The organism is Pseudomonas sp. WS 5010, from assembly GCF_012985565.1.
GTDB lineage: Bacteria > Pseudomonadota > Gammaproteobacteria > Pseudomonadales > Pseudomonadaceae > Aquipseudomonas.
This window is the reverse complement of the sequence record NZ_JAAQWQ010000001.1, coordinates 920,774-943,260: the sequence shown is the minus strand read 5'-3', so window position 1 is coordinate 943,260 and position 22,487 is coordinate 920,774. Positions and strand designations below refer to the sequence as shown.

General features: G+C 60.1%; 19 protein-coding genes. 10 read left to right on the top strand and 9 right to left on the bottom strand.

The genetic code is table 11. From position 1 onward, the window contains the following. Nucleotides 1–31: 31 nt before the first annotated feature. Genes cysG through HBO11_RS04460 form a run of 6 tightly spaced genes read right to left on the bottom strand, consistent with a single transcriptional unit; the run spans nt 32 to nt 7,517 of the window. Complete coding sequence (gene cysG / locus HBO11_RS04485; RefSeq protein WP_029293572.1) at nt 32–1,426, bottom strand: siroheme synthase CysG; 1,395 nt, start codon at nt 1,424–1,426, stop codon at nt 32–34. Then, entirely contained in the window at nt 1,427–2,707 is a 1,281-nt protein-coding gene (gene serS / locus HBO11_RS04480; RefSeq protein ID WP_076963826.1) for a serine--tRNA ligase, read from the bottom strand. 16 nt (nt 2,708–2,723) lie between these two features. After that, on the bottom strand, nt 2,724–3,098 hold the full coding sequence (gene crcB, locus HBO11_RS04475) for a fluoride efflux transporter CrcB (RefSeq protein ID WP_169954338.1): 375 nt from the start codon (nt 3,096–3,098) through the stop codon (nt 2,724–2,726). Further along, complete coding sequence (locus HBO11_RS04470) at nt 3,095–4,420, bottom strand: replication-associated recombination protein A (RefSeq protein ID WP_169954339.1); 1,326 nt, start codon at nt 4,418–4,420, stop codon at nt 3,095–3,097. Before HBO11_RS04470 ends, crcB begins: the two co-directional genes overlap by 4 nt. A gap of 10 nt (nt 4,421–4,430) precedes the next feature. Then, entirely contained in the window at nt 4,431–5,054 is a 624-nt protein-coding gene (gene lolA, locus HBO11_RS04465) for an outer membrane lipoprotein chaperone LolA (RefSeq protein ID WP_029293564.1), read from the bottom strand. A 57-nt stretch (nt 5,055–5,111) separates the two neighbouring features. Beyond that, nucleotides 5,112–7,517, bottom strand: coding sequence for a DNA translocase FtsK (locus tag HBO11_RS04460; RefSeq protein WP_169954340.1), 2,406 nt, complete (start codon nt 7,515–7,517; stop codon nt 5,112–5,114). Between the two features lie 521 nt (nt 7,518–8,038). Between HBO11_RS04460 and aat the strand changes: the two genes are divergently transcribed. The 3 genes from aat (at nt 8,039) to infA (ending at nt 9,801) form a co-directional block, all read left to right on the top strand. Further along, entirely contained in the window at nt 8,039–8,719 is a 681-nt protein-coding gene (aat, locus tag HBO11_RS04455; protein ID WP_170058827.1) for a leucyl/phenylalanyl-tRNA--protein transferase, read from the top strand. 55 nt (nt 8,720–8,774) lie between these two features. Further along, nucleotides 8,775–9,482 carry an arginyltransferase gene (locus tag HBO11_RS04450; RefSeq protein WP_169954342.1) on the top strand — a complete coding sequence of 236 codons (708 nt, stop codon included), beginning with the start codon at nt 8,775–8,777 and terminating at the stop codon, nt 9,480–9,482. A 100-nt stretch (nt 9,483–9,582) separates the two neighbouring features. Next, the gene (gene infA, locus HBO11_RS04445; RefSeq protein WP_002553999.1) at nt 9,583–9,801 is read left to right on the top strand and encodes a translation initiation factor IF-1; all 219 of its coding nucleotides are present in this window, start codon (nt 9,583–9,585) and stop codon (nt 9,799–9,801) included. A 178-nt stretch (nt 9,802–9,979) separates the two neighbouring features. Here the strand turns inward: infA and clpA are convergent, their stop codons facing one another. Both clpA and clpS read right to left on the bottom strand, forming a co-directional pair. After that, nucleotides 9,980–12,250: an ATP-dependent Clp protease ATP-binding subunit ClpA gene (gene clpA / locus HBO11_RS04440; RefSeq protein ID WP_070995983.1), complete on the bottom strand. Its 2,271-nt coding sequence runs from the start codon at nt 12,248–12,250 to the stop codon at nt 9,980–9,982. Nucleotides 12,251–12,279: 29 nt separating this feature from the next. Continuing rightward, a complete protein-coding gene (gene clpS / locus HBO11_RS04435; protein WP_029293391.1) occupies nt 12,280–12,648 on the bottom strand; it encodes an ATP-dependent Clp protease adapter ClpS in 369 nt (122 codons plus the stop codon). 224 nt (nt 12,649–12,872) lie between these two features. On the opposite strand from clpS, the gene cspD reads away from it, so the two are divergent. After that, complete coding sequence (cspD, locus tag HBO11_RS04430) at nt 12,873–13,172, top strand: cold shock domain-containing protein CspD (RefSeq protein ID WP_169954343.1); 300 nt, start codon at nt 12,873–12,875, stop codon at nt 13,170–13,172. Nucleotides 13,173–13,240: 68 nt separating this feature from the next. Here cspD and icd read toward each other — a convergent pair whose 3' ends face one another. Further along, a complete protein-coding gene (icd, locus tag HBO11_RS04425) occupies nt 13,241–14,497 on the bottom strand; it encodes an NADP-dependent isocitrate dehydrogenase (RefSeq protein ID WP_169954344.1) in 1,257 nt (418 codons plus the stop codon). A 495-nt stretch (nt 14,498–14,992) separates the two neighbouring features. Between icd and HBO11_RS04420 the strand changes: the two genes are divergently transcribed. The 6 genes from HBO11_RS04420 (at nt 14,993) to purB (ending at nt 22,415) form a co-directional block, all read left to right on the top strand. Continuing rightward, nucleotides 14,993–17,218, top strand: a complete 2,226-nt coding sequence (locus HBO11_RS04420) for an NADP-dependent isocitrate dehydrogenase (RefSeq protein ID WP_170058826.1) — start codon at nt 14,993–14,995, stop codon at nt 17,216–17,218. Nucleotides 17,219–17,380: 162 nt separating this feature from the next. Next, the gene (locus HBO11_RS04415; RefSeq protein WP_262380954.1) at nt 17,381–18,598 is read left to right on the top strand and encodes a serine hydrolase; all 1,218 of its coding nucleotides are present in this window, start codon (nt 17,381–17,383) and stop codon (nt 18,596–18,598) included. A gap of 70 nt (nt 18,599–18,668) precedes the next feature. Beyond that, nucleotides 18,669–19,115, top strand: a complete 447-nt coding sequence (locus HBO11_RS04410; protein ID WP_169954346.1) for an NUDIX hydrolase — start codon at nt 18,669–18,671, stop codon at nt 19,113–19,115. A gap of 59 nt (nt 19,116–19,174) precedes the next feature. Next, nucleotides 19,175–20,299 carry a tRNA 2-thiouridine(34) synthase MnmA gene (gene mnmA / locus HBO11_RS04405; RefSeq protein ID WP_169954347.1) on the top strand — a complete coding sequence of 375 codons (1,125 nt, stop codon included), beginning with the start codon at nt 19,175–19,177 and terminating at the stop codon, nt 20,297–20,299. Beyond that, entirely contained in the window at nt 20,296–20,919 is a 624-nt protein-coding gene (gene hflD, locus HBO11_RS04400; RefSeq protein WP_005789104.1) for a high frequency lysogenization protein HflD, read from the top strand. Before mnmA ends, hflD begins: the two co-directional genes overlap by 4 nt. Before the next feature lie 125 nt (nt 20,920–21,044). Then, nucleotides 21,045–22,415: an adenylosuccinate lyase gene (gene purB, locus HBO11_RS04395; protein ID WP_029293372.1), complete on the top strand. Its 1,371-nt coding sequence runs from the start codon at nt 21,045–21,047 to the stop codon at nt 22,413–22,415. Nucleotides 22,416–22,487 lie beyond the last annotated feature (72 nt).

Below are 22,487 nucleotides of genomic sequence, written 5' to 3'. Positions count from 1 at the left end.
CAGTGGGTCTGTGTGCAGCCGGGCGAACAGGTTATACCTGGGACTGGGCGCCTTCAAACCACTTCAGCTTCTCACGCAACACCACCACTTCGCCTACGATCACCAGCGTCGGCGCATGCACTTCATGCTCCGCCACCAGGCGCGGCAAGTCGGCCAGGGTGCCGGTAAACACACGCTGGTTGGACGTGGTGCCTTGCTGGATCAGCGCAGCCGGGGTGTCCGCCGAGCGGCCATGGCGGATCAGTTGCTCGCAGATGATCGGCAAACCGATCAGGCCCATGTAGAACACCAGGGTCTGCGACGGTCCCACCAGGTCATTCCAGGGCAAATCCGAGGTGCCATCTTTCAGGTGGCCGGTGATGAAGCGTACCGATTGCGCATAGTCGCGATGGGTCAAAGGGATGCCAGCGTAAGCCGCGCAACCACTGGCCGCGGTAATCCCCGGCACCACCTGGAACGGGATGCCATTGGCTGCCAGCTCCTCGATCTCTTCACCGCCACGCCCAAAAATAAACGGATCGCCGCCCTTGAGGCGCAGTACACGCTTGCCCTGCTTGGCCAGTTTCACCAGTTGCTGGTTGATCTGGTCCTGCGGCACCGCGTGATCGGCGCGGCGCTTGCCGACATACACGCGCTCGGCGTCGCGCCGGCACAGTTCAAGAATCGCTGGCGCCACCAGGCGGTCATACAGCACCACATCGGCTTGCTGCATCAAACGCAGCGCGCGAAAGGTCAGGAGGTCCGGGTCACCAGGGCCTGCGCCCACCAGATACACCTCACCCGGGGCATGGGGCGGCTTGCCGTTGACTTTTTCTACCAGCAAACGCTCGGCTTCATCGCCTTGCCCAGCCAGTTGCCGATCAGCAATCGGGCCCTGGAAAACCTCTTCCCAGAAAGCCCGGCGTTGCTGCACATCAGGATACAAACCCTTGACCTGGGCGCGAAAGCGCGCGGCCAGCCCGGCCAATTGGCCGTAGGTGGACGGAATCCATGTTTCCAGCTTGGCGCGAATCAAGCGCGCCAGCACCGGCGCATCGCCGCCGCTGGACACTGCAATCACCAAGGGCGAACGGTCGACAATCGCCGGGAAGATCACGCTGCACAGTGCCGGCGCATCGACGACATTGACCGGTACGCACCGGCGCCGGGCATCGCTGGACACTTGCGCGTTCAGCGGCTCGTCGTCGGTTGCCGCGATGATCAGGGTGCAGCCATCAAGATCCGCCTCCTGGTAACCACGCACAATCAGCTCACCGCCACTGCCCTGCACCAGTTCACGCAACTGGTCTTCGATCAGGGGAGCAACCACCCGCAACAACGCGCCGGCATCGGCCAGCAGCCGGGATTTGCGCAAGGCAATCTCCCCGCCACCGACGACCAACACACGACTGCCGCGCAGGTTATGAAACAGTGGCAGAAATTCCATTTAGCCGATGACCTCAACGCCCGCCATGTACGGCTTGAGCACTTCAGGTACGCGGATCGAACCGTCGGCCTGCTGGTAGTTTTCCAGCACCGCGACCAGGGTCCGCCCTACCGCCAGGCCCGAGCCGTTGAGGGTGTGGACCAGCTCCGGCTTGCCGGTTTCCGGGTTGCGGAAACGCGCCTGCATACGTCGGGCCTGGAAATCACCGCAGTTGGAGCACGAGGAAATCTCGCGGTATTTGTCCTGGCTCGGCACCCAGACTTCGAGGTCGTAGGTCTTCACCGCGCTGAAACCCATGTCGCCGGTGCACAGCGCCAATACGCGGTACGGCAGCTCCAGCAGTTGCAGGACGCGCTCGGCGTTGGCGGTCAGGCCTTCCAGGGCTTCCATGGAGGTCGATGGCTCGACGACCTGCACCATCTCGACCTTGTCGAACTGGTGCTGGCGGATCATGCCGCGAGTGTCACGCCCCGAGGCACCGGCTTCGCTGCGAAAGCACGGGCTGTGGGCGACGAACTTGATCGGCAATTGCTTGGCGTCGAGGATCTCGCCGGCCACGATGTTGGTCAGCGACACTTCGGCGGTCGGAATCAGGTACAGATCGGCTTCGCCGTCGCGGCTGATCTTGAACAGGTCTTCTTCGAATTTCGGCAGTTGACTGGTGCCCATCAGCGCCGGCGCCTGCACCAGGTACGGGGTGTAGGCCTCTTCGTAACCATGCTCGCCGGTGTGCAGGTTGAGCATGAACTGCGCCAGGGCACGGTGCATGCGCGCGATCGGGCCGCGCAGCAAGGCAAAGCGCGCGCCGGACATTTTGGCCGCGGTTTCAAAATCCAGGCCGCCGGTCAATTCGCCCAGGGCGACGTGGTCCTTGATCTCGAAATCAAAGGTTTTTGGCGTGCCCCAGCGGCGTACTTCGACGTTGCCGTCTTCATCTTCGCCAACCGGTACCGACTCGTGCGGCAGGTTGGGAATACCCAGCAGGATCGAATCCAACTCGGACTGAATCTTGTCCAGCTCGACTTTACCGTCGGACAGCTCGCTGCCCATGCGCTCGACGTCCGCCATCAACGGCGCGATGTCTTCACCACGCTGCTTGGCCTGACCGATGGATTTGGAACGTGCATTGCGCTCAGCCTGCAGTGCTTCGGTGCGGGTCTGGACGGTCTTGCGCTGTTCTTCCAGCGCTTCGATGCGCGCAACATCCAAGGCAAAGCCACGGGATGCAAGGCGGTCCGCTACGTCCTGAAGGTTGCTACGTAACAGTTTGGAATCGAGCATGTCGGTCTCTCGTTTATCAAAGTTTGGTCAAGGACAGGCCAGCCCAGGTGGCAAGCAGCCCGCCGAATACACTGATGGCCACATAGCTTAAAGCCAGCGGCACTTGCCCGCTTTCCAGCAGGCGCACGGTATCCAGTGAAAAGGATGAAAAAGTCGTCAGGCCGCCAAGGAAGCCCACCATCAACCCGGCGCGCACTTCAACAGGCACTTCCGGGCGTAACAGGAACAGGCCGTATAACACCCCGATCAGCAGGCAGCCCACGATATTAACGGCCAGCGTCGCGGTATAGAAGTGTTTCGGCCAATTGGCGTTGATCCAATTGCCGGTGGCAAAGCGCAATAGGGTGCCGGCCACACCGCCTACGGAAACAGCAATCACCAAGGGAATCATGGTTTTCTCCGCTGTTTGGGACTCAAGCGGTCAAGTTGCGCCAGGTGGTTGAGCTTTTCCCCGATCTTCAACTCCAGGCCACGAGGCACCGGCTGGTAGAACGGTTGCGGCTCAAGGTCGTCGGGAAAGTAGTCTTCACCGGCGGCATAGGCATCTGGTTCATCGTGGGCGTAACGGTATTCGTCGCCGTAACCCAGTTGTTTCATCAGCTTGGTCGGCGCGTTGCGCAGGTGCAGCGGCACTTCCAGCGAGCCATGCTCGGCCGCCGCACGCAGCGCCGACTTGAAGCCCATGTAAACTGCATTACTTTTCGGCGCGCAGGCCAGGTAGGTGATGGCCTGCGCCACCGCCAACTCGCCTTCCGGGCTGCCCAGACGCTCCTGGACCTCCCACGCCGCCAGGCACAGGCTCAGGGCCCGCGGGTCGGCGTTGCCAATGTCTTCGCTGGCCATGCGCACCACACGCCGGGCCAGGTACAACGGATCGCAGCCACCGTCGATCATGCGCGCAAACCAGTACAGCGCGCCGTCCGGGTTGGAACCGCGCACGGATTTGTGCAGCGCGGAAATCTGGTCGTAGAAGGCCTCACCACCCTTGTCGAAACGCCGCCGGGTATCGCCCAGCAGGCTTTGCAGCAGGTCGACGCCAATCTCGCTATTGTCTTCAGCCAGGTCAGAGGCGTTTTCCAGCAGGTTGAGGAAACGTCGGCCATCGCCGTCAGCCGCCGCCAGCAGGATCTTGAAACCCTCGTCACCTAGGCTCAGGTGGCGCTTACCCAACCCCTTGTCCTCGCCCAGCGCCCGCTGCAGCAACCTCTGCATCGCGGCTTCGTCGAGGCTCTTGAGCACATACACCCGTGCCCGCGAGAGCAAGGCGTTGTTCAGTTCAAACGAGGGGTTTTCCGTGGTGGCGCCGATAAAAATCAGCGTGCCATCTTCCACGTAAGGCAGGAATGCATCCTGCTGCGACTTGTTGAAGCGATGCACTTCGTCGACGAACAGGATAGTGCGCCGGCCATACTGCCCCGCCTGCTGCTTGGCGACTTCCACCGCCTGGCGGATCTCCTTGACCCCGGCCAATACCGCCGAGACCGTTTCAAAGTGCGCATCCGAGACTTTCGCCAGCAGCCGCGCCAGGGTGGTCTTGCCCACGCCCGGCGGCCCCCAGAAGATCATCGAGTGCAGGGCACCCTGCTCCAGGGCCTCACGCAGGGGCTTGCCGCGGGCCAGCAAGTGCTCTTGCCCGACATACTCATCCAGGTTGGTCGAGCGCAAGCGCGCGGCCAGGGGCTGGGCAATCGGGTCACTGCGAAACAGGTCCATGGGCAGCGATTTACTCCTGGATCACATCGGCACCCTTGGGGATGTCGAACTTGAACGTGGAGGCCGGGACCGGCTCATTGGCCTTGACCCCGGTGAACAAGATATTGGTGCGTTGGCCGACGCTGTCGACCAGTTGCATATCGTTGATCACGCCATTGCGAAACGACAGGCGCAGGCTGTCGAACAGCGTGTCCTTGGACTTGGGCTTGAGGGTGAAGTCGATCACGTTGCTTTGTTGCTTGGAGGTAATCTCGAAACTCTCGCTGATCTGCGACACATCACCCGACAGCAGCAAGGCCGGGGTCTGGCTCAGGCGTGGGTCGAGGGTCTTGATGGTCGCCTGCTCCAGGTCCGGGTCCCACAGCGTGACTTTCTTGCCATCGGAGACGATGGTCTGCTCGTTGGGCGCGTCGGTCTTCCAGAAGAACAGGCCTGGGCGTTGCACGGCCATTTCACCGGCTGTTTCCTGCAACTGAGTGCCACCACCGTCCAGGGTCAACTGGGAGAAGCGCGCAGTCAGGGTCTTGGATTTGTCCAGCAGGTTGGTCAGGCTCGCGACGGATGCCTGGTCTGCGTGGGCCGAAAACGCGGTCAGGGCCAATGCCGGCAACAACAGCATGCGGATAAGACGCATGGGAGTCCTCATAGAATAATGTGAAAGGCGCGCCGCATGCTGCCACGCGGCACGAGGTCAGTCGCGCATCGGCCCTGGCGCGATCACTTCGCGCGAGCCGTTGGTGTTCATGGCCGTGACGACGCCGGCCATTTCCATGGATTCGATCATACGCGCGGCGCGGTTGTAGCCGATCTTCAGTTTACGTTGCACCGCCGAGATCGAGGCGCGACGGCTTTCCAGCACGAACGCCACCGCTTCGTCGTACAGCGCGTCGGTCTCGGCATCATCGTCGCCGCCGCTGCCACCGTCGAAGCCGCTACCGGCCTCCTCGACACCGGCCAGGATATCGTCGTTGTATTCCGGCGCGCCGCGCAGTTTCCAAGCCTCGACCACACGATGCACTTCGTCATCGGAAACGAAGGCGCCGTGAACACGGATCGGTAGGCTGGTGCCGGGCGGCATGTAGAGCATGTCACCATGGCCCAGCAGCTGCTCGGCGCCGCCCTGGTCGATGATGGTCCGTGAGTCGATCTTGCTCGATACCTGGAACGCCATACGGGTCGGGATGTTGGCCTTGATCAGGCCGGTAATCACATCCACCGACGGCCGCTGGGTCGCGAGGATCAAGTGGATCCCGGCCGCACGGGCCTTCTGCGCGATACGCGCGATCAATTCTTCGACCTTCTTGCCGACGATCATCATCATGTCGGCAAATTCGTCGACCACCACGACAATGGTCGGCAGCTTGGTCAGTAGCGGCGCTTCATCGTGAATGCTTTCGCGCTTGTACAGCGGGTCGGTCAGCGGTGTGCCGGCGTCCTGGGCTTCCTTGACCTTGGCGTTGAAGCCAGACAGGTTACGCACGCCCATCTTCGCCATCAGCTTGTAGCGCCGCTCCATCTCGGCCACGCTCCAGCGCAGGGCGTTGGCGGCGTCCTTCATGTCGGTCACCACCGGGCACAGCAGGTGCGGGATGCCTTCGTAGATCGACAGTTCAAGCATCTTCGGGTCGATCATGATCAGCTTGGCGTCTTCCGGGCCGGACTTGAACAGGATCGACAGGATCATTGCGTTCACACCCACCGATTTACCGGAACCGGTGGTACCGGCAACCAGCAGGTGAGGCATTTTCGCCAGGTCCGTGATCACCGGCTTACCGCCAATGTCATGCCCGAGAGCCAGGGTGACCGGCGATTTGAAGTTGTCGTATTCCGGGGTCGACAGCACTTCGGAGAAGCGCACGATCTGCCGGTCTTCGTTGGGAATCTCGATACCCACGGTGGTTTTGCCGGGAATTACTTCCACCACGCGCACGCTGGTCACGGCCAGGGAGCGCGCCAGGTCTTTGGCCAGGTTTGCAATACGGCTGACCTTGACCCCAGCGGCCGGCTGGATTTCGTAACGGGTGATCACAGGGCCCGGGTGAATCGAGTCCACCGACACCTCGACGCCAAACTCCTTGAGTTTGATTTCCAGCAGATGGCCGACCGCCGCCAGGGATTCCGGGGAATAGTTGAGCTGTTTCTTTTCTGCCGGATCGAGGATCGAGATCGGCGGCAAGGTGCCTTCGACGGCGCTGTCGATAAATAGCGGCGCCTGCTTTTCTTTCTGCACCCGATGGCTTGGCTCGGGCGCCTTGACGGGCGCCGGGGCGATAACCGGCGGCACTTGCTTCTCGCGGTCGGACATGTGCTTGGTCAGGGCCTGCTCGCGTTCGATCAGGCGCTCCTTGACCTTGGCCTGCTCACGGCGGTCCGGCGTGCTCGGGGCCACTACTTCGTTGACCCGGGTATCGACTTCACGCAATTGCGCAACCATGCGCTTGCGGTCCACACGGGCGGCCCACCAGCGGTTGGCGGCGCCCTGGAACAGCTCGAACAGGTCGAGGGTGATCTTGCCGGTCACATCCATGACCTTGAACCACGACAAGTCGGTAAATACCGTCAGGCCGAACAAGAACAGGGCGATGAACATCAGTGTGCTGCCCTGGATATTCAAGGTTTTGCGGGCCAGGTCACCCAGGCTTTCGCCCAGGGCACCACCCGCACCCGCCGGCAGGCCAGTCGGCGCATGGAAATGAATATGTGCCAGCGCTGCGCCCGACAACACCAGGAACACTAGGCCGATCAGGCGCCAGGAGAACAGCCAGCCGCTCCACTGCCACGGTTCATGGCGCTGGCGGAAGATCTGCCAGGTCTTGATCGCCAGCAGCAGCGGGAAGATATAAGCGAAATAGCCGAGGATCATGAACAGGATATCGGCGCTGTAGGAGCCCACGGGCCCGCCGAAGTTCTGCACATCGTCGATCTTGCTGTTATGGCTCCAGCCTGGATCATCCTTGCCATAGGTCAGCAAGGCCATCATCAGGAACAGGCATAAAGCACCGATGGCAATCAGCGCGCCTTCCTTGAGCCGATAGTGCAGGTGCTGGCGCCAGGCCGGTACCACTGCTGTTTTGGGTGCTGCGGCGGATTTCTTCAAAACGGGTCTTTTCCTGCGCCTTAAGCGCGTCCAACAGTTGAATGACTATAAAAATACTGCCCAATCCGGGCAGATGAAAAGTGAACGAGCGTCGTCAAACGTCCTTTAACACTCCGTGACTCATTCATGAACGGGCGTTAATGCCGGCCCACAAGGACATAGTGCCGCCATTGTACGGGTTTGTGTGCCCGTTGCCACGCTGCCGGCCTCGCTCATGGAGCATAGACAAGCGCATTGCTCATACGCTTCAATTTGAGCATGCATTGTCTTTACTGACAAAGGCTTATGAGCTGTTTTTATCAGACTGGACAAGCTTTACCCAGCATTCCCGCCCAACGGATGGCGACATGACGCGATTACGACCGCACCACCGCTATAGAGTTGCAGAAACACGCGCTCATGCATCAAGGCATTGATTACATGATCGGGCTGGCCGAGTGGCGCCGGGTCGACAATAATCACTGCTTACACGACGGGCCCTGGCCTGTCACCGCCCTCCCCTTCCGTAAGCCCGACTACCCATGCTCACCTGGCTGCAACGCAACACCCTGACGTTTCCACCGCTGGCCAAAGCCATGCGTGAACCCAACGGCCTGCTGGCTGCCGGTGGCGACCTGTCTGCCGACCGCCTGGTCCAGGCCTATCGCCATGGCTGCTTCCCCTGGTTCTCCGAAGGCCAGCCCATCCTGTGGTGGTCGCCAGACCCGCGCACGGTACTGTTCCCCACAGAGCTGCACGTGTCCCGCAGCCTCGCCAAGCTGCTGCGCCAGCAACGCTACGAGGTGACCTTTGACCAGGACTTCGCCGCCGTCATCCAGGCCTGTGCTGCGCCTCGCAGCTATGCAGACGGCACCTGGATCACCGAGGCCATGCAGAATGCCTACCTGCAACTTCACCAACGGGGCTATGCCCATTCCGTCGAGGTATGGGACCAGGGCGAACTGGTCGGCGGCCTGTATGGCCTGGCCATGGGCCGGCTGTTTTTTGGCGAATCGATGTTCAGTCGCGCAGACAACGCCTCGAAATACGGCTTTGCCACGCTCGTCAGGCAATTGCAGGCCTGGGGCTTTGTGCTGATCGACTGCCAGATGCCCACCGATCACCTGCACAGCCTCGGTGCCCGCGCCATTCCCCGCAGCGACTTTGCCGGTTACCTGCGCGACCATCTTGATCAGGCCAGCAGTGGGCCATGGGTTTCTTAGGCGACTTGCGCGCACCTGGCTTACACTTATTTCAAAGCTTATCCGAGGGTTGATCATGACCGAGTTGGCGCGCTTGAAGTTTTATGCCACTCAACCCCACTCTTGCAGCTACCTGCCCGAAGAACAGGCCACCACGCTGTTCCTCGACCCCAGCCAGCCGATGGACGTGCATGTGTATGCCGATCTGTCAGAGATGGGGTTTCGGCGCAGCGGCGACCACCTGTACCGGCCGCACTGCCAGAACTGCAACGCTTGTGTGCCGGCGCGCATCCCCGTAGCGCAATTTTTGCCGGATCGTAATCAAAAACGCATCCTCAAGCGCAATGCCGACCTGATCGTGACCCCCGCCAAGCCCGGCTTCAGCGAAGAGTACTTCGATCTTTACCAGCGCTATATCGAACAACGCCACGCCGACGGCGATATGTTCCCACCCAGTCGCGACCAGTTTTCCACGTTCCTGGTGCGCGACCTGCCGTTCTCGCGCTTCTACGAGTTCCGCCTTGAGGGAAGGCTGCTGGCGGTCGCGGTCACCGACCTGCTGCCCAATGGATTGTCGGCGGTCTATACCTTTTATGAACCCGCCGAGGAGCGTCGCAGCCTGGGGCGTTTTGCCATTTTGTGGCAGATCGGTGAAGCATCCAGGCAAAATCTGGAAGCGGTGTACCTGGGATACTGGATCAAAAACTGCAAAAAGATGAACTACAAGACCCAATATCGGCCCATTGAGCTACTAATTAATCAAAGATGGGTCACGCTTAACTAGAACCCCTTGGCTTAAACACCCTTTTTCGGGCACAATGCACGCCGCTTTTGCCTGGCGCAGTTGCACCGGGCCATTCACTGGATACCGAGGGCTTTACTGCATGTCGAAAGAAGACAGCTTCGAAATGGAAGGCACTGTCGTCGACACCCTGCCCAACACCATGTTTCGTGTGGAGTTGGAAAATGGGCACGTCGTAACCGCGCATATCTCCGGCAAGATGCGCAAGAACTACATTCGTATTCTTACCGGTGACAAAGTGCGCGTCGAGCTGACGCCCTATGACTTGAGCAAAGGGCGCATCACTTACCGCGCCCGCTAAACAAGTCAATACAAGACGCCCGGTTATGCCGGGCGTTTTTGTGTGTGTGGGATTTAACCAGCACCGCAGAATGAGTGTGGGAGCAGGCTTGCCTGCTCCCACATTTGATCTTCATTGACTGGGATTTGGCGGGCAGCAAAAAGGCGCCTTTCGGCGCCTTTTCTACTGCTGTGAAGCATCAGGCCATTTCAGCAGTGGTCTCGAACTCGAAGGTCAGCTCGCCGTCCTTCAAATCGATATGCACCACGCCGCCATGGTCGGAGAGCTCGCCAAACAGGATCTCTTCGGCCAACGGCCGCTTGATCTTGTCCTGGATCAGACGCGCCATTGGACGAGCGCCCATTGCCGCGTCGTAACCACCCTCGGCGATCCAACTGCGTGCCGCTTCCGTCACCTCCAGCTGTACGCGCTTGTCTTCCAACTGCGCCTGAAGCTCGGTAAGGAACTTGTCCACCACGCTCTTGATAACCTCATGACTGAGGCGACCAAACTGGATAATGGTGTCCAGGCGGTTGCGGAACTCCGGCGTGAAGCTCTTCTTGATCACTTCCATGGCGTCGGAAGAGTGATCCTGATGAGTAAAGCCAATGGAAGCCCGCGCGGCCGTCTCGGCACCGGCGTTAGTGGTCATGATCACGATCACGTTGCGGAAATCCGCCTTGCGCCCGTTGTTGTCGGTCAGGGTCCCGTGGTCCATTACCTGCAGCAGCAGGTTGAAGACTTCCGGGTGAGCCTTTTCGATTTCATCGAGCAGCAGTACGCAATGCGGCTGCTTGGTGATCGCCTCGGTCAACAGGCCGCCCTGGTCGAAGCCGACATAGCCTGGAGGCGCACCGATCAGGCGCGACACAGTGTGGCGCTCCATGTATTCGGACATGTCGAACCGCACCAGCTCAATGCCCATGGCCTTGGCCAACTGCCGCGCGGCTTCGGTCTTGCCGACGCCGGTAGGGCCGGCGAACAGGAACGAACCCACCGGCTTGTCCGGCGACTTGAGGCCGGCCCGGGACAGCTTGATCGCCGTCGACAGCGAATCAATCGCCGCATCCTGGCCAAACACCGTCAGCTTGAGATCGCGCTCCAGGTTACGCAGCAGCTCCTTGTCGGAACTGGTGACGTGCTTTGGCGGAATACGCGCGATTTTCGCCACGATATCCTCGACCTGGGCCACTTCGATACGCTTCACGCGCTTCTCTACCGGCTGCAGGCGCTGGTAGGCACCCGCTTCGTCAATCACATCGATGGCTTTGTCCGGCATGTGCCGGTCATTGATGTAGCGCGAAGCCAGCTCGGCGGCTGCACGCAGCGCCTCATCACTGTATTCGATGCCGTGGTGTGCTTCGAAGCGTCCTTTCAGGCCGCGCAGGATGCCAATAGTGTCTTCAACCGAAGGCTCGGACACGTCGACTTTCTGGAAGCGCCGTGCCAGGGCACGGTCTTTTTCGAAGATCCCGCGAAACTCCTGGAACGTGGTCGAGCCGATGCAGCGGATATCACCCGAAGACAACAGCGGCTTGAGCAGGTTGGACGCATCCATCACCCCACCGGAAGCCGCACCGGCGCCAATGATGGTGTGGATCTCATCAATGAACAGGATCGCCTGCGGACGCTTTTTCAGCTCGCCAAGCAAAGCCTTGAAACGCTTTTCAAAGTCGCCACGGTACTTGGTCCCGGCGAGCAGCGCCCCCAGGTCCAGGGAGTAGACAACGCTGTTGGCCAGCAGGTCAGGCACCTGGTTATCAACAATGCGCTTGGCCAGGCCTTCGGCAATCGCGGTCTTGCCCACGCCCGCCTCGCCCACCAGCAAAGGGTTGTTCTTGCGACGACGCGCGAGGATCTGCGCAACACGCTCAACTTCCATCTCGCGCCCCACCAGCGGATCGATCCGCCCCTGGCGCGCCAGTTCGTTGAGATTGCTGGCGTAGGCATCCAGCGGGTTGCTTGAAGAAGAAGACTCACCGCCCTCGTCGTCCTGCATATCCTGCTCACCCTCGGAGTGATCGCCATGCCCTGGCACTTTCGAGATGCCATGGGCGATGTAGTTGACGACATCGATACGCGCCACGCTCTGCTGCTTGAGCAGGAATACCGCCTGGCTTTCCTGCTCACTGAAGATGGCAACCAATACATTGGCGCCCGTCACTTCGCGCTTGCCGGAGCTCTGCACGTGGAAGACAGCACGCTGCAACACCCGCTGGAAGCCCAGGGTTGGCTGGGTCTCGCGGTCCTCGTCATGCACGGGGATCAGTGGCGTGGTGGAGTCGATAAACTCCTGCAGATCATGCTTGAGCTTGTCGAGGTTGGCGCCGCACGCACGCAGGACCGTGGCGGCAGCTTCGTTATCCAAAAGTGCCAGCAGCAGGTGTTCGACGGTCATGAATTCATGACGCTTCGAACGGGCCTCCTTGAAGGCAAGATTGAGGGTGACTTCGAGCTCGCGGTTTAACATAGCTTCACCTCATACCCAAGTGGTCGGAGTTAACCGTCCTTCTCGATTTCACAGAGTAGCGGATGCTGGCTTTCCCTGGCGTACTGGTTGACCTGCATGGCCTTGGTCTCGGCGATGTCGCGGGTAAACACTCCACATACTGCCCGTCCTTCTGTGTGAACGGCCAGCATTACCTTGGTCGCCAACTCGCGGTTCAGATTAAAAAACACCTCGAGCACTTCGACGACGAAATCCATCGGCGTGTAGTCATCATTGAACAAAACCACCTTGTACATCGGCGGCGCCTGTAAAGCAGGCTTGGCCTCCTGAACAGCGATGCCTGCAGAACCGTCATCGTCTTCTAGATGATCCGGGCGATCCTGATTGAATGTTAGTCGAATCTGGCTGAATGCATGCATGGAAAGAAAGGTTCGTCTGTTGTGCATTTACAGTGATGGGGGCGACCTGTCAGAAATTCAACTCCGACCGACTGGTCACCTTGACTATCGGCAAAACGGTGTTACAACCAATAGAACCCACAGTGGGTAAAAAAGGTCCGCGCAGTCAACCTTATTTATTCGGGTTAGGACGGATAAACTGGATGATACTCCAGTGATGGAGTCTGGTGCAGAGGGATATGGGTATGTCTGGCGTCAAGATCAGTGGCAAGGTCAAATGGTTCAACAATGCCAAGGGGTACGGCTTCATTAATGAAGACGGCAAGGAAGAAGACCTTTTTGCGCATTATTCGGCAATTGCCATGGAGGGCTATAAAACGCTGAAAGCAGGTCAATTGGTGTCCTTTGAAATCATCCAGGGGCCCAAGGGCCTGCATGCTGTAGCTATCAGTGCAGCAGGCGCGACCGCACCCGGGAAACAGCACGAAGACAAGCACAACAATAAAGGTAAACCCGCTCATTCCAAAGAGCAGCAAACGGCCTGATCAGCCACTGCGCATTAAAAAACGGCCACCCTGAGCTATCAGGATGGCCGTTTTTTATAGCCTTCGACTTACATATGTGAAATCAGCGCATCACCGAAACCCGACGACGACACCAACTTGGCGCCGTCCATCAGACGCTCGAAGTCATAGGTCACGGTCTTGGCCGAAATCGCCCCGTTGGTGCCCTTGATGATCAGGTCGGCCGCCTCGGTCCAGCCCATGTGGCGCAGCATCATTTCCGCCGACAGAATCAGCGAACCCGGGTTGACCTGGTCCTTGCCGGCGTATTTTGGCGCAGTACCGTGGGTGGCTTCGAACATTGCCACGGTGTCGGACAGGTTGGCGCCCGGCGCAATACCGATGCCGCCCACTTCTGCCGCCAGGGCGTCGGAGAGATAGTCACCGTTGAGGTTGAGGGTGGCGATCACGTCGTATTCGGCCGGGCGCAGCAGGATCTGCTGGAGCATGGCGTCGGCAATCGCATCCTTGACCACTACATTGCGGCCAGTGCGCGGGTTCTTGAACTGCATCCACGGCCCGCCATCAAGCAGGGTTGCGCCGAACTCTTCGGCCGCCACTTCGTAGGCCCATTCCTTGAAGGCACCTTCGGTGAACTTCATAATGTTGCCTTTGTGCACGATGGTCAGCGACTCACGGTCGTTATCCACTACATATTGCAGGGCCTTGCGCGCCAGGCGCTTGGTGCCCTCTTTGGAAACCGGCTTGATGCCAATCCCGCAATCCTGGTCGAAACGAATCTTGGTAACACCCATCTCCTCCTTGAGGAACTTGATGACCTTGATAGCTTCAGGCGAACCGGCCTTCCACTCGATGCCGGCGTAAATATCCTCGGAGTTCTCACGGAAGATGGTCATGTCCACATCGCCAGGCTTCTTGACCGGGCTTGGCACACCTTCGAACCAACGCACCGGACGCAGGCATACATACAGGTCCAGTTGCTGGCGCAGGGCCACGTTCAGCGAGCGGATACCACCACCGACCGGCGTGGTCAGCGGGCCCTTGATGGAAACTACGTAGTCCTTGACCGCGTCCAGGGTTTCCTGGGGCAGCCAGGTGTCCTGGTCGTAAACTTGAGTCGCCTTCTCGCCGGCATACACCTCCATCCAGGAGATTTTGCGCTTGCCGCCGTAAGCCTTGTTAACAGCTGCATCGACCACCTTGATCATCACCGGGCTGATGTCGACGCCAATACCGTCACCTTCGATGAAGGGAATGATCGGGTTGTCAGGAACATTGAGAGAATGGTCTGCGTTGACGGTGATTTTGTCGCCGACTGCCGGAACCTGAATCTTCTTGTATCCCATGCTGAACTCCGTTTGTGGATTGAACATCTGGCTGTGCCCGAGCCTACTCCAGTTGTATGTGGACTGGAACCTTGCACCCGGCACATTTGCTGCGAAAACCGTAGATTTAGTCGCCTACAACCTTGAAACAAAAGGGAAAAACGCCAAACTTGAGCACCGTGTGCGACTTTAGGCGCAATCCGGTCCCTGCGACCTTTAGACCAATGGACGACCCACCTTTTGTATGAAGGCTCGGCGTAAGCATAGCGACCTATGTATAATGCCGCCGCTGACCAAAGAGTCACGACGGCCGACCGCTCTATATCGAGCACCTGCGCCTGAAAAAGCCGGGCTGCCACCGTAGCCCACCCGCTTGACGCTCGACTGATGCAACCCAACATCACCGCGAAGAAACATCGACATTCGGCTCATGGATGACTTTGAACGAACGCGCTTTACCCGGCGCATCTCGAGTTTCCGCGCACGCTTTTAGCAAAGAAGAGAGTTAATCCGAATATGCCCACCCGCTCGAAGATCATCTATACCTTCACCGACGAAGCCCCAGCCCTCGCCACCTATTCACTGCTGCCTATCGTAGAGGCCTTCACCGCTTCCGCTGATATTGAAGTGGAAACCCGCGACATCTCCCTCGCAGGGCGCATCCTCGCAAGCTTCCCCGAGCAACTGGGCACCAAGGCCGTTGCGGACCACCTCGCCGAACTGGGCGCCCTGGCCGTTACCCCCGAAGCCAATATCATCAAGCTGCCTAACATCAGCGCCTCGACCCCGCAGCTGCAAGCCGCGATCAAGGAACTGCAGGCCCAGGGCTACGCCCTGCCGGACTACCCGGAAACCGTAACCACCGACGCGGAAAAAGAAACCCGTGCACGTTACGACAAGGTCAAGGGCAGCGCCGTGAACCCGGTCCTGCGCGAAGGCAACTCCGATCGCCGCGCGCCACTGTCGGTCAAGAACTACGCACGCAAGCACCCGCACAAAATGGGCGCCTGGGCCGCTGACTCCAAGTCCCACGTGGCTCACATGAGCAACGGCGACTTCTACGGCAGCGAAAAAGCCGTACAGATCGAAGCCGCCGATGCTGTCAAAATCGAGCTGGTCGGCAAGGATGGCAGCACCACCATCCTGAAAGAAAAAACCTCCGCACTGGCCGGCGAGATCCTCGACAGCGCCGTGCTGAGCAAGAACGCCCTGCGCGCGTTCATTGCCGCCGAAATCGAAGACGCCAAGAAACAAGGCGTGCTGCTGTCGGTCCACCTCAAAGCCACCATGATGAAGGTCTCCGACCCGATCATGTTCGGCCAGATCGTTGCCGAGTTCTATAAAGACGCCCTGGCCAAGCACGCTACCGTGCTGGAGCAGATCGGCTTCAACCTGAACAACGGCATCGGCGACCTGTACGCCCGCATCAAGGCCCTGCCGGCCGACCAGCAAGCGCAGATCGAAGCTGACATCCAGGCGGTCTACGCCGCTCGCCCTTCCCTGGCGATGGTCAACTCCGACAAAGGCATCACCAACCTGCACGTGCCGAGCGACGTAATCGTCGACGCCTCGATGCCGGCCATGATCCGTGACTCCGGCAAGATGTGGGGCACTGACGGTCAGTTGCACGACACCAAGGCCGTGATCCCGGATCGCTGCTACGCCACCATCTACCAGGCGGTCATCGAAGACTGCAAGGCCAATGGCGCCTTCGATCCAACCACCATGGGCAGCGTGCCAAACGTTGGCCTGATGGCGAAGAAAGCCGAAGAGTACGGCTCCCACGACAAGACCTTCCAGATCAAGGCCGACGGCGTAGTCCGCGTCACCGACAGCCAGGGCAAGCTGCTGATGGAACAGTCGGTTGAAGCCGGCGACATCTTCCGCATGTGCCAGACCAAAGACGCGCCGATCCAGGACTGGGTCAAACTGGCCGTCAACCGCGCCCGCGCCAGCAACACCCCGGCCATTTTCTGGCTGGACCCGCTGCGCGCCCACGACGGCGTAGTGGTCGAGAAAGTCCAGGCCTACCTGAAAGACCACAACACTGAAGGCCTGGACATCCGCATCATGTCGCCGGTCGACGCGATGAAGTTCACCCTGGAACGCACCCGCAAGGGCCTGGACACCATCTCGGTGACCGGCAACGTACTGCGCGACTACCTGACTGACCTGTTCCCGATCATGGAACTGGGCACCAGCGCCAAGATGCTGTCGATCGTGCCGCTGATGAACGGTGGCGGCCTGTTCGAAACCGGCGCTGGCGGTTCGGCGCCAAAACACGTGCAGCAACTGCTGGAAGAAAACTTCCTGCGTTGGGACTCCCTGGGCGAATTCCTGGCCCTGGCAGCCTCCCTTGAGCATTTGGGTGTGAACTACAACAACCCGAAAGCCCTGGTACTGTCCAAGACCCTGGACCAGGCTACCGGCCAGTTCCTCGACAACAACAAGTCGCCATCGCGCAAAGTCGGCAACATCGACAACCGCGGCAGCCACTTCTACCTGGCGCTGTACTGGGCACAAGCCCTGGCCGCCCAGACTGAAGATACCGCGCTGCAGGCGCAGTTCGCTCAACTGGCAAAAACCCTGGCCGAGAACGAGGCAACCATCGTTGCCGAACTCAACGCCGTACAGGGCAAGCCAGTGGACATCGGCGGCTACTACGCGCCGAATCCTGAGCTGACCAGCAAGGCCATGCGTCGAAGCAACACCCTCAATGCGGCGATTGCTGCACTGGTGTGATGCGCTGATGTGACGATGCTTGATTGATCGTCACACCACAGGAAAATCCGGAACCCGAAGGGGTTCCGGATTTTTTTTGCGCTTTTTTCCGCAAGTGGGCGCAGGACTTGCTTTGTGTTTTTGCTCAAGCCATTTCAGAAAACAACAAATAAGGAAGTCTTTATGCAAAGAGCTCACTTCCAGGCGCTGGCCTGGGCCTCGGCAATCGCCCTGCTGACCGCCTGCGCGAGCCACTCGCCACCCTACCCGCATGCACAGGAGCCGATTGGCGACGTGCAGACCATGTACGATGGCAAACTCAGCCCCGACGCCGCCGTCAGCACCTTTCGCAATATCGACCGCTTGTTTCCGGTGCGCACCATCAAGGCCGGCGGCCACCCTTTCCCGTTGCCGCACAGCAGCCGGGCGCTGGGACCGGTTGCGTTCGATTACGAAGGCAAACGCTATAGCCTTGATGACTACGTCACCCTCAACCGGGTAACAGGCCTGCTGGTGATCAAGGACGGCCAAGTCGTTACTGAACGCTACGAAAAAGGTAATACCGCCGAAACCCGCTGGATGTCGATGTCGGTGGCCAAGTCGATTACATCCACCCTCGTCGGCGCGGCCTTGCAGGACGGTTCGATCAAGAGCCTGGATGACAAAGTGACCCAGTATTTGCCTGCACTGGCCGGCAGCGGCTACGACCAGGCCACCGTACGCCAGGTGCTGGCGATGCGTTCGGGGGTCAAATGGAGTGAGAAATACGCCGACCCGACGTCGGATCGACGCATGATGCTCAAGCTGCAGACCGAACAAGTGCCCGGCTCCGCCCTCAAGTTCATGGCGAGCCTGCCCAGCGCCGCGCCGCCTGGCACCCGCACCAACTACAGCACTGGCGAGACACAAGTGCTCGGCCAACTGGTCAGCGCCGCCGTGGGCAAGCCCCTGGCGAACTACCTCAGCGAGAAAATCTGGGCGCCGTATGGCATGCAGACCGATGCGAACTGGTGGCTCGACGGTCCGAACGGCAACGAAGTGGGCGGCAGCGGCATCAGCGCAACACTGGAAGATTACGGGCGCTTCGGACAGTTCGTACTCAGTGGCGGAAAAGCCGGCGACAAGCAAGTACTGCCCAAAGGCTGGATGAGCTTTGCCAGCGCCACTACCGGCACCGATGCCGCCTACGGTGACTTTGCCTCCATGTGGTGGCCGGCCTGGACTGCCGCGTCAAAAGCCGACAAAGCCTTCACAGCTGCCGGCATTTTCGGCCAGTTCATCTACATAAACCCTACGCAAAACGTGGTGATCGTCGTGTGGCAAGCGCAGACCAAAGCCACCGGCGGTGAAGTCATTGACGACATGGTCGCCTTCGACGCCATCACCAAGGCCGCCCGGTAACCAAGCGCAACACCCGGCGGGCGCGCCTGTATGATGGGCGCCTGCCCCACTGATCGCTTGAGAGCCCTCCATGACCTGGCAACCCCACATCACCGTCGCCACCATCGTCGAAGACAATGGCCGCTTCCTCATGGTCGAAGAGCTCAAGGGCGGCCGCGCCGTGCTCAACCAGCCTGCCGGCCATCTCGACCCGCACGAAACCCTGACCGAAGCCGCCGTGCGCGAAACCCTCGAAGAAACCGGCTGGGACGTCGAAGCCACCGGCATCGTCGGCATCTACCTGTACACCGCCCCCAGCAATGGCGTGACCTACCAACGGGTGTGCTTCATCGCCAAGGCCCTGCGACACCACCCGGACTATCAACTGGACGAAGGTATCGTGCGCGCCCGCTGGCTGAGCCGTGACGAGCTGATAGCCTTGCGCGACGACTGGCGCAGCGAGTTGATCATTCGCTGTATCGACGACTATTTGGCCGGTCAGCGCCATAGTCTCGAGCTGATCCGCCCTTCTCTTTAGCCTTGCGGGCTCGGGCCTGCTAGAATCGCGTCCTTTTTCAAGACACCCGTTGAAATCCTATGCGTGATCCAGCCCCTTCTGACACACAAAAGAAGCGCGTCATCGTCGGCATGTCCGGCGGCGTGGATTCTTCCGTTTCCGCCGTTCTGCTCATGGAGCAGGGTTATGAGGTGGAAGGCCTGTTCATGAAGAACTGGGAAGAAGACGATGGAACGGAATACTGCACCGCCATGGACGACCTGGCGGACGCCCAGGCCGTGTGCGACAAGATTGGCATCAAGCTGCACACCGCCAACTTTGCCGCCGAGTACTGGGACAACGTGTTCGAACATTTCCTGGCCGAATACAAGGCCGGTCGTACGCCGAACCCGGACATCCTGTGCAACCGCGAAATCAAGTTCAAGGCGTTCCTCGATTACGCCATGATCCTCGGCGCCGACCTGATTGCCACTGGCCACTACGTGCGCCGTCGCGATATCGATGGCCGCACCGAATTGCTCAAGGGCCTGGACCCGAACAAGGACCAGAGTTACTTCCTGCACGCCGTGGGCGGTGAACAGATCGCCAAGACCCTGTTCCCGGTGGGCGAACTGGAAAAGCCCGAAGTGCGCAAGATCGCCGAGAAACATGGCCTGGCCACCGCCAAGAAAAAGGATTCCACCGGGATCTGCTTTATCGGCGAGCGCCGCTTCAGCGACTTCCTCAAGCAATACCTGCCAGCCCAGCCGGGCGAGATCAAGACCACTGAAGGCGAAGTCATCGGCCGTCACCACGGCCTGATGTACCACACCATCGGCCAGCGCCAGGGCCTGGGTATCGGCGGCTTGAAGGACGCCGGTGAAGAGCCGTGGTACGTGCTGGTCAAGGATCTGGAGCACAACGTGCTGATCGTCGGCCAGGGCAACGAGCATCCCCTGCTGTTCTCCGGCGCGCTGCTGGCTTCAGAGATTTATTGGGTCAACCCGATCGACCTGAGCAGCCCACGCCGCTTGACCGCCAAGGTGCGCTATCGCCAGAGCGACCAGCCCTGCACCCTGGAAAAAACCGCCAATGGCTACCGTGCCACGTTCGATGACCCGCAACGCGCGGTCACGCCCGGCCAGTCCGTGGTGTTCTACGACGGTGAGATCTGCCTGGGGGGCGGCGTGATTGAAGTCGCCGAACCCTGGAGCACCCCGGCATGAGCCCGACCCAGGAGCAATTGACAGCACTGGGCGGGGTGTTTCTCGCCGCCGTGCTGGTGGACAAGATCGCAAAGACCGGCCAGGTGACCGAGGCAGGCCTGACCTGCATGCTCGGCAGCCTGCTGGTGGTCGACCCGAAGGACACCCTGGATGTGTACGGTGGCGATGACCTGAGCCTGCGCGAAGGTTATCGCGCGCTGATCGGCGCCCTCGAGCGCGACCCCAGCACCCTGCAGCGCGAGCCGCTGCGCTATGCGTTGTCGATGCTCGGCCTTGAGCGGCAACTGGCCAAGCGCGACGACCTGCTGGAAACCATCGGCAAGCGCCTGCCGCAGATCCAGTCCCAGGTAGAGCACTTCGGCCCGGCCCACGAGAACGTGATCGCGGCCTGTGGCGCCTTGTACCAGGACACCTTGAGCACCTTGCGCCAGCGGATCCAGGTCCACGGCGACATGCGCAACCTGCAACAACCCAACAACGCCTCGAAAATCCGCGCCCTGCTCTTGGCCGGTATCCGTTCTGCGCGGTTGTGGCGGCAGTTGGGCGGTCATCGTTGGCAGTTGGTCATCAGCCGACGCAAATTGCTCAAAGAGCTTTACCCGTTGATGCGCAACGAATAAGTCGCAGCCGCGGGCTATTTTCAAGCCGTTACGCGTAATACGCCGGTCAGTTGGCAACGGACCGGCGGATTTTTTCATGTATGATACGCGCCCCATTTCGTTGCCCGACTGTCCGAGAACACCCCATGCAGCTCTCTTCGCTCACTGCGGTTTCCCCTGTTGACGGCCGCTACGCCGGCAAGACCCAGGCCCTGCGCCCTATTTTCAGCGAATACGGCCTGATCCGTGCTCGCGTACTGGTTGAAGTGCGCTGGCTCCAGCGCCTGGCCGCTCACCCTGCCATCAGCGAAGTGCCGGCGTTCTCCGCCGAGGCTAACGCTGTACTGAACACCCTGGCGGAAAACTTCTCCCTGGAGCACGCCGAGCGTGTGAAAGAGATCGAGCGCACCACCAACCACGATGTCAAAGCCATCGAGTACCTGCTCAAAGAGCAAGCGGCCAAGCTGCCGGAACTGGCCCAGGTCAGCGAGTTCATCCACTTTGCCTGCACCAGCGAGGACATCAACAACCTGTCCCACGCCCTGATGCTGCGCGAAGGCCGTGATGACGTGATGCTGCCACTGATGCGCCAGACCGCCAACGCCATCCGTGAACTGGCTATCCGCTTCGCCGACGTGCCGATGCTGTCGCGCACCCACGGCCAGCCGGCCTCGCCGACCACCCTGGGCAAAGAACTGGCCAACGTGGTGTACCGCCTGGAGCGCCAGATCGCGCAAGTGGCTGCCGTGCCACTGCTGGGCAAGATCAACGGCGCCGTGGGCAACTACAACGCGCACCTGTCGGCCTACCCTGAGATCGACTGGGAAGCCAACGCCCGCGCCTTCATCGAAGACGAGCTGGGCCTGGGCTTCAACCCGTACACCACGCAGATCGAACCCCACGACTACATCGCCGAGCTGTTCGACGCCATTGCGCGCTTCAACACCATCCTGATCGACTTCGATCGCGATATCTGGGGCTACATCTCCCTGGGCTACTTCAAGCAGCGCACCATCGCTGGCGAAATCGGCTCCTCGACCATGCCGCACAAGGTCAACCCGATCGACTTCGAAAACTCCGAAGGCAACCTGGGCATCGCCAACGCCTTGTTCCAGCACCTGGCCAGCAAGTTGCCGATCTCCCGCTGGCAGCGCGACCTGACCGACTCCACCGTACTGCGCAACCTCGGCGTGGGCTTTGCCCATAGCGTGATCGCCTACGAAGCCAGCCTCAAAGGCATCAGCAAACTGGAACTCAACGCGCAGAAAATCGCCGCTGACCTGGACGCTTGCTGGGAAGTCCTGGCCGAGCCGATCCAGACCGTAATGCGCCGCTACAACATCGAAAACCCCTACGAAAAGCTGAAAGAGTTGACACGCGGCAAGGGCATCAGCCCCGAGGCGCTGCAAACTTTCATCGACGGCCTGGACATGCCAGCCGCGGCCAAGGCCGAGCTGAAACTGCTGACTCCGGCCAACTACATCGGCAACGCTGTAGACCAAGCCAAACGCATCTGATTGCGGCTTGATCCCTTGAGACGCCCGGCAGCGCCGGGCGTTTTTATTCCCGTCTGAAAAGTGCTTTTTTTC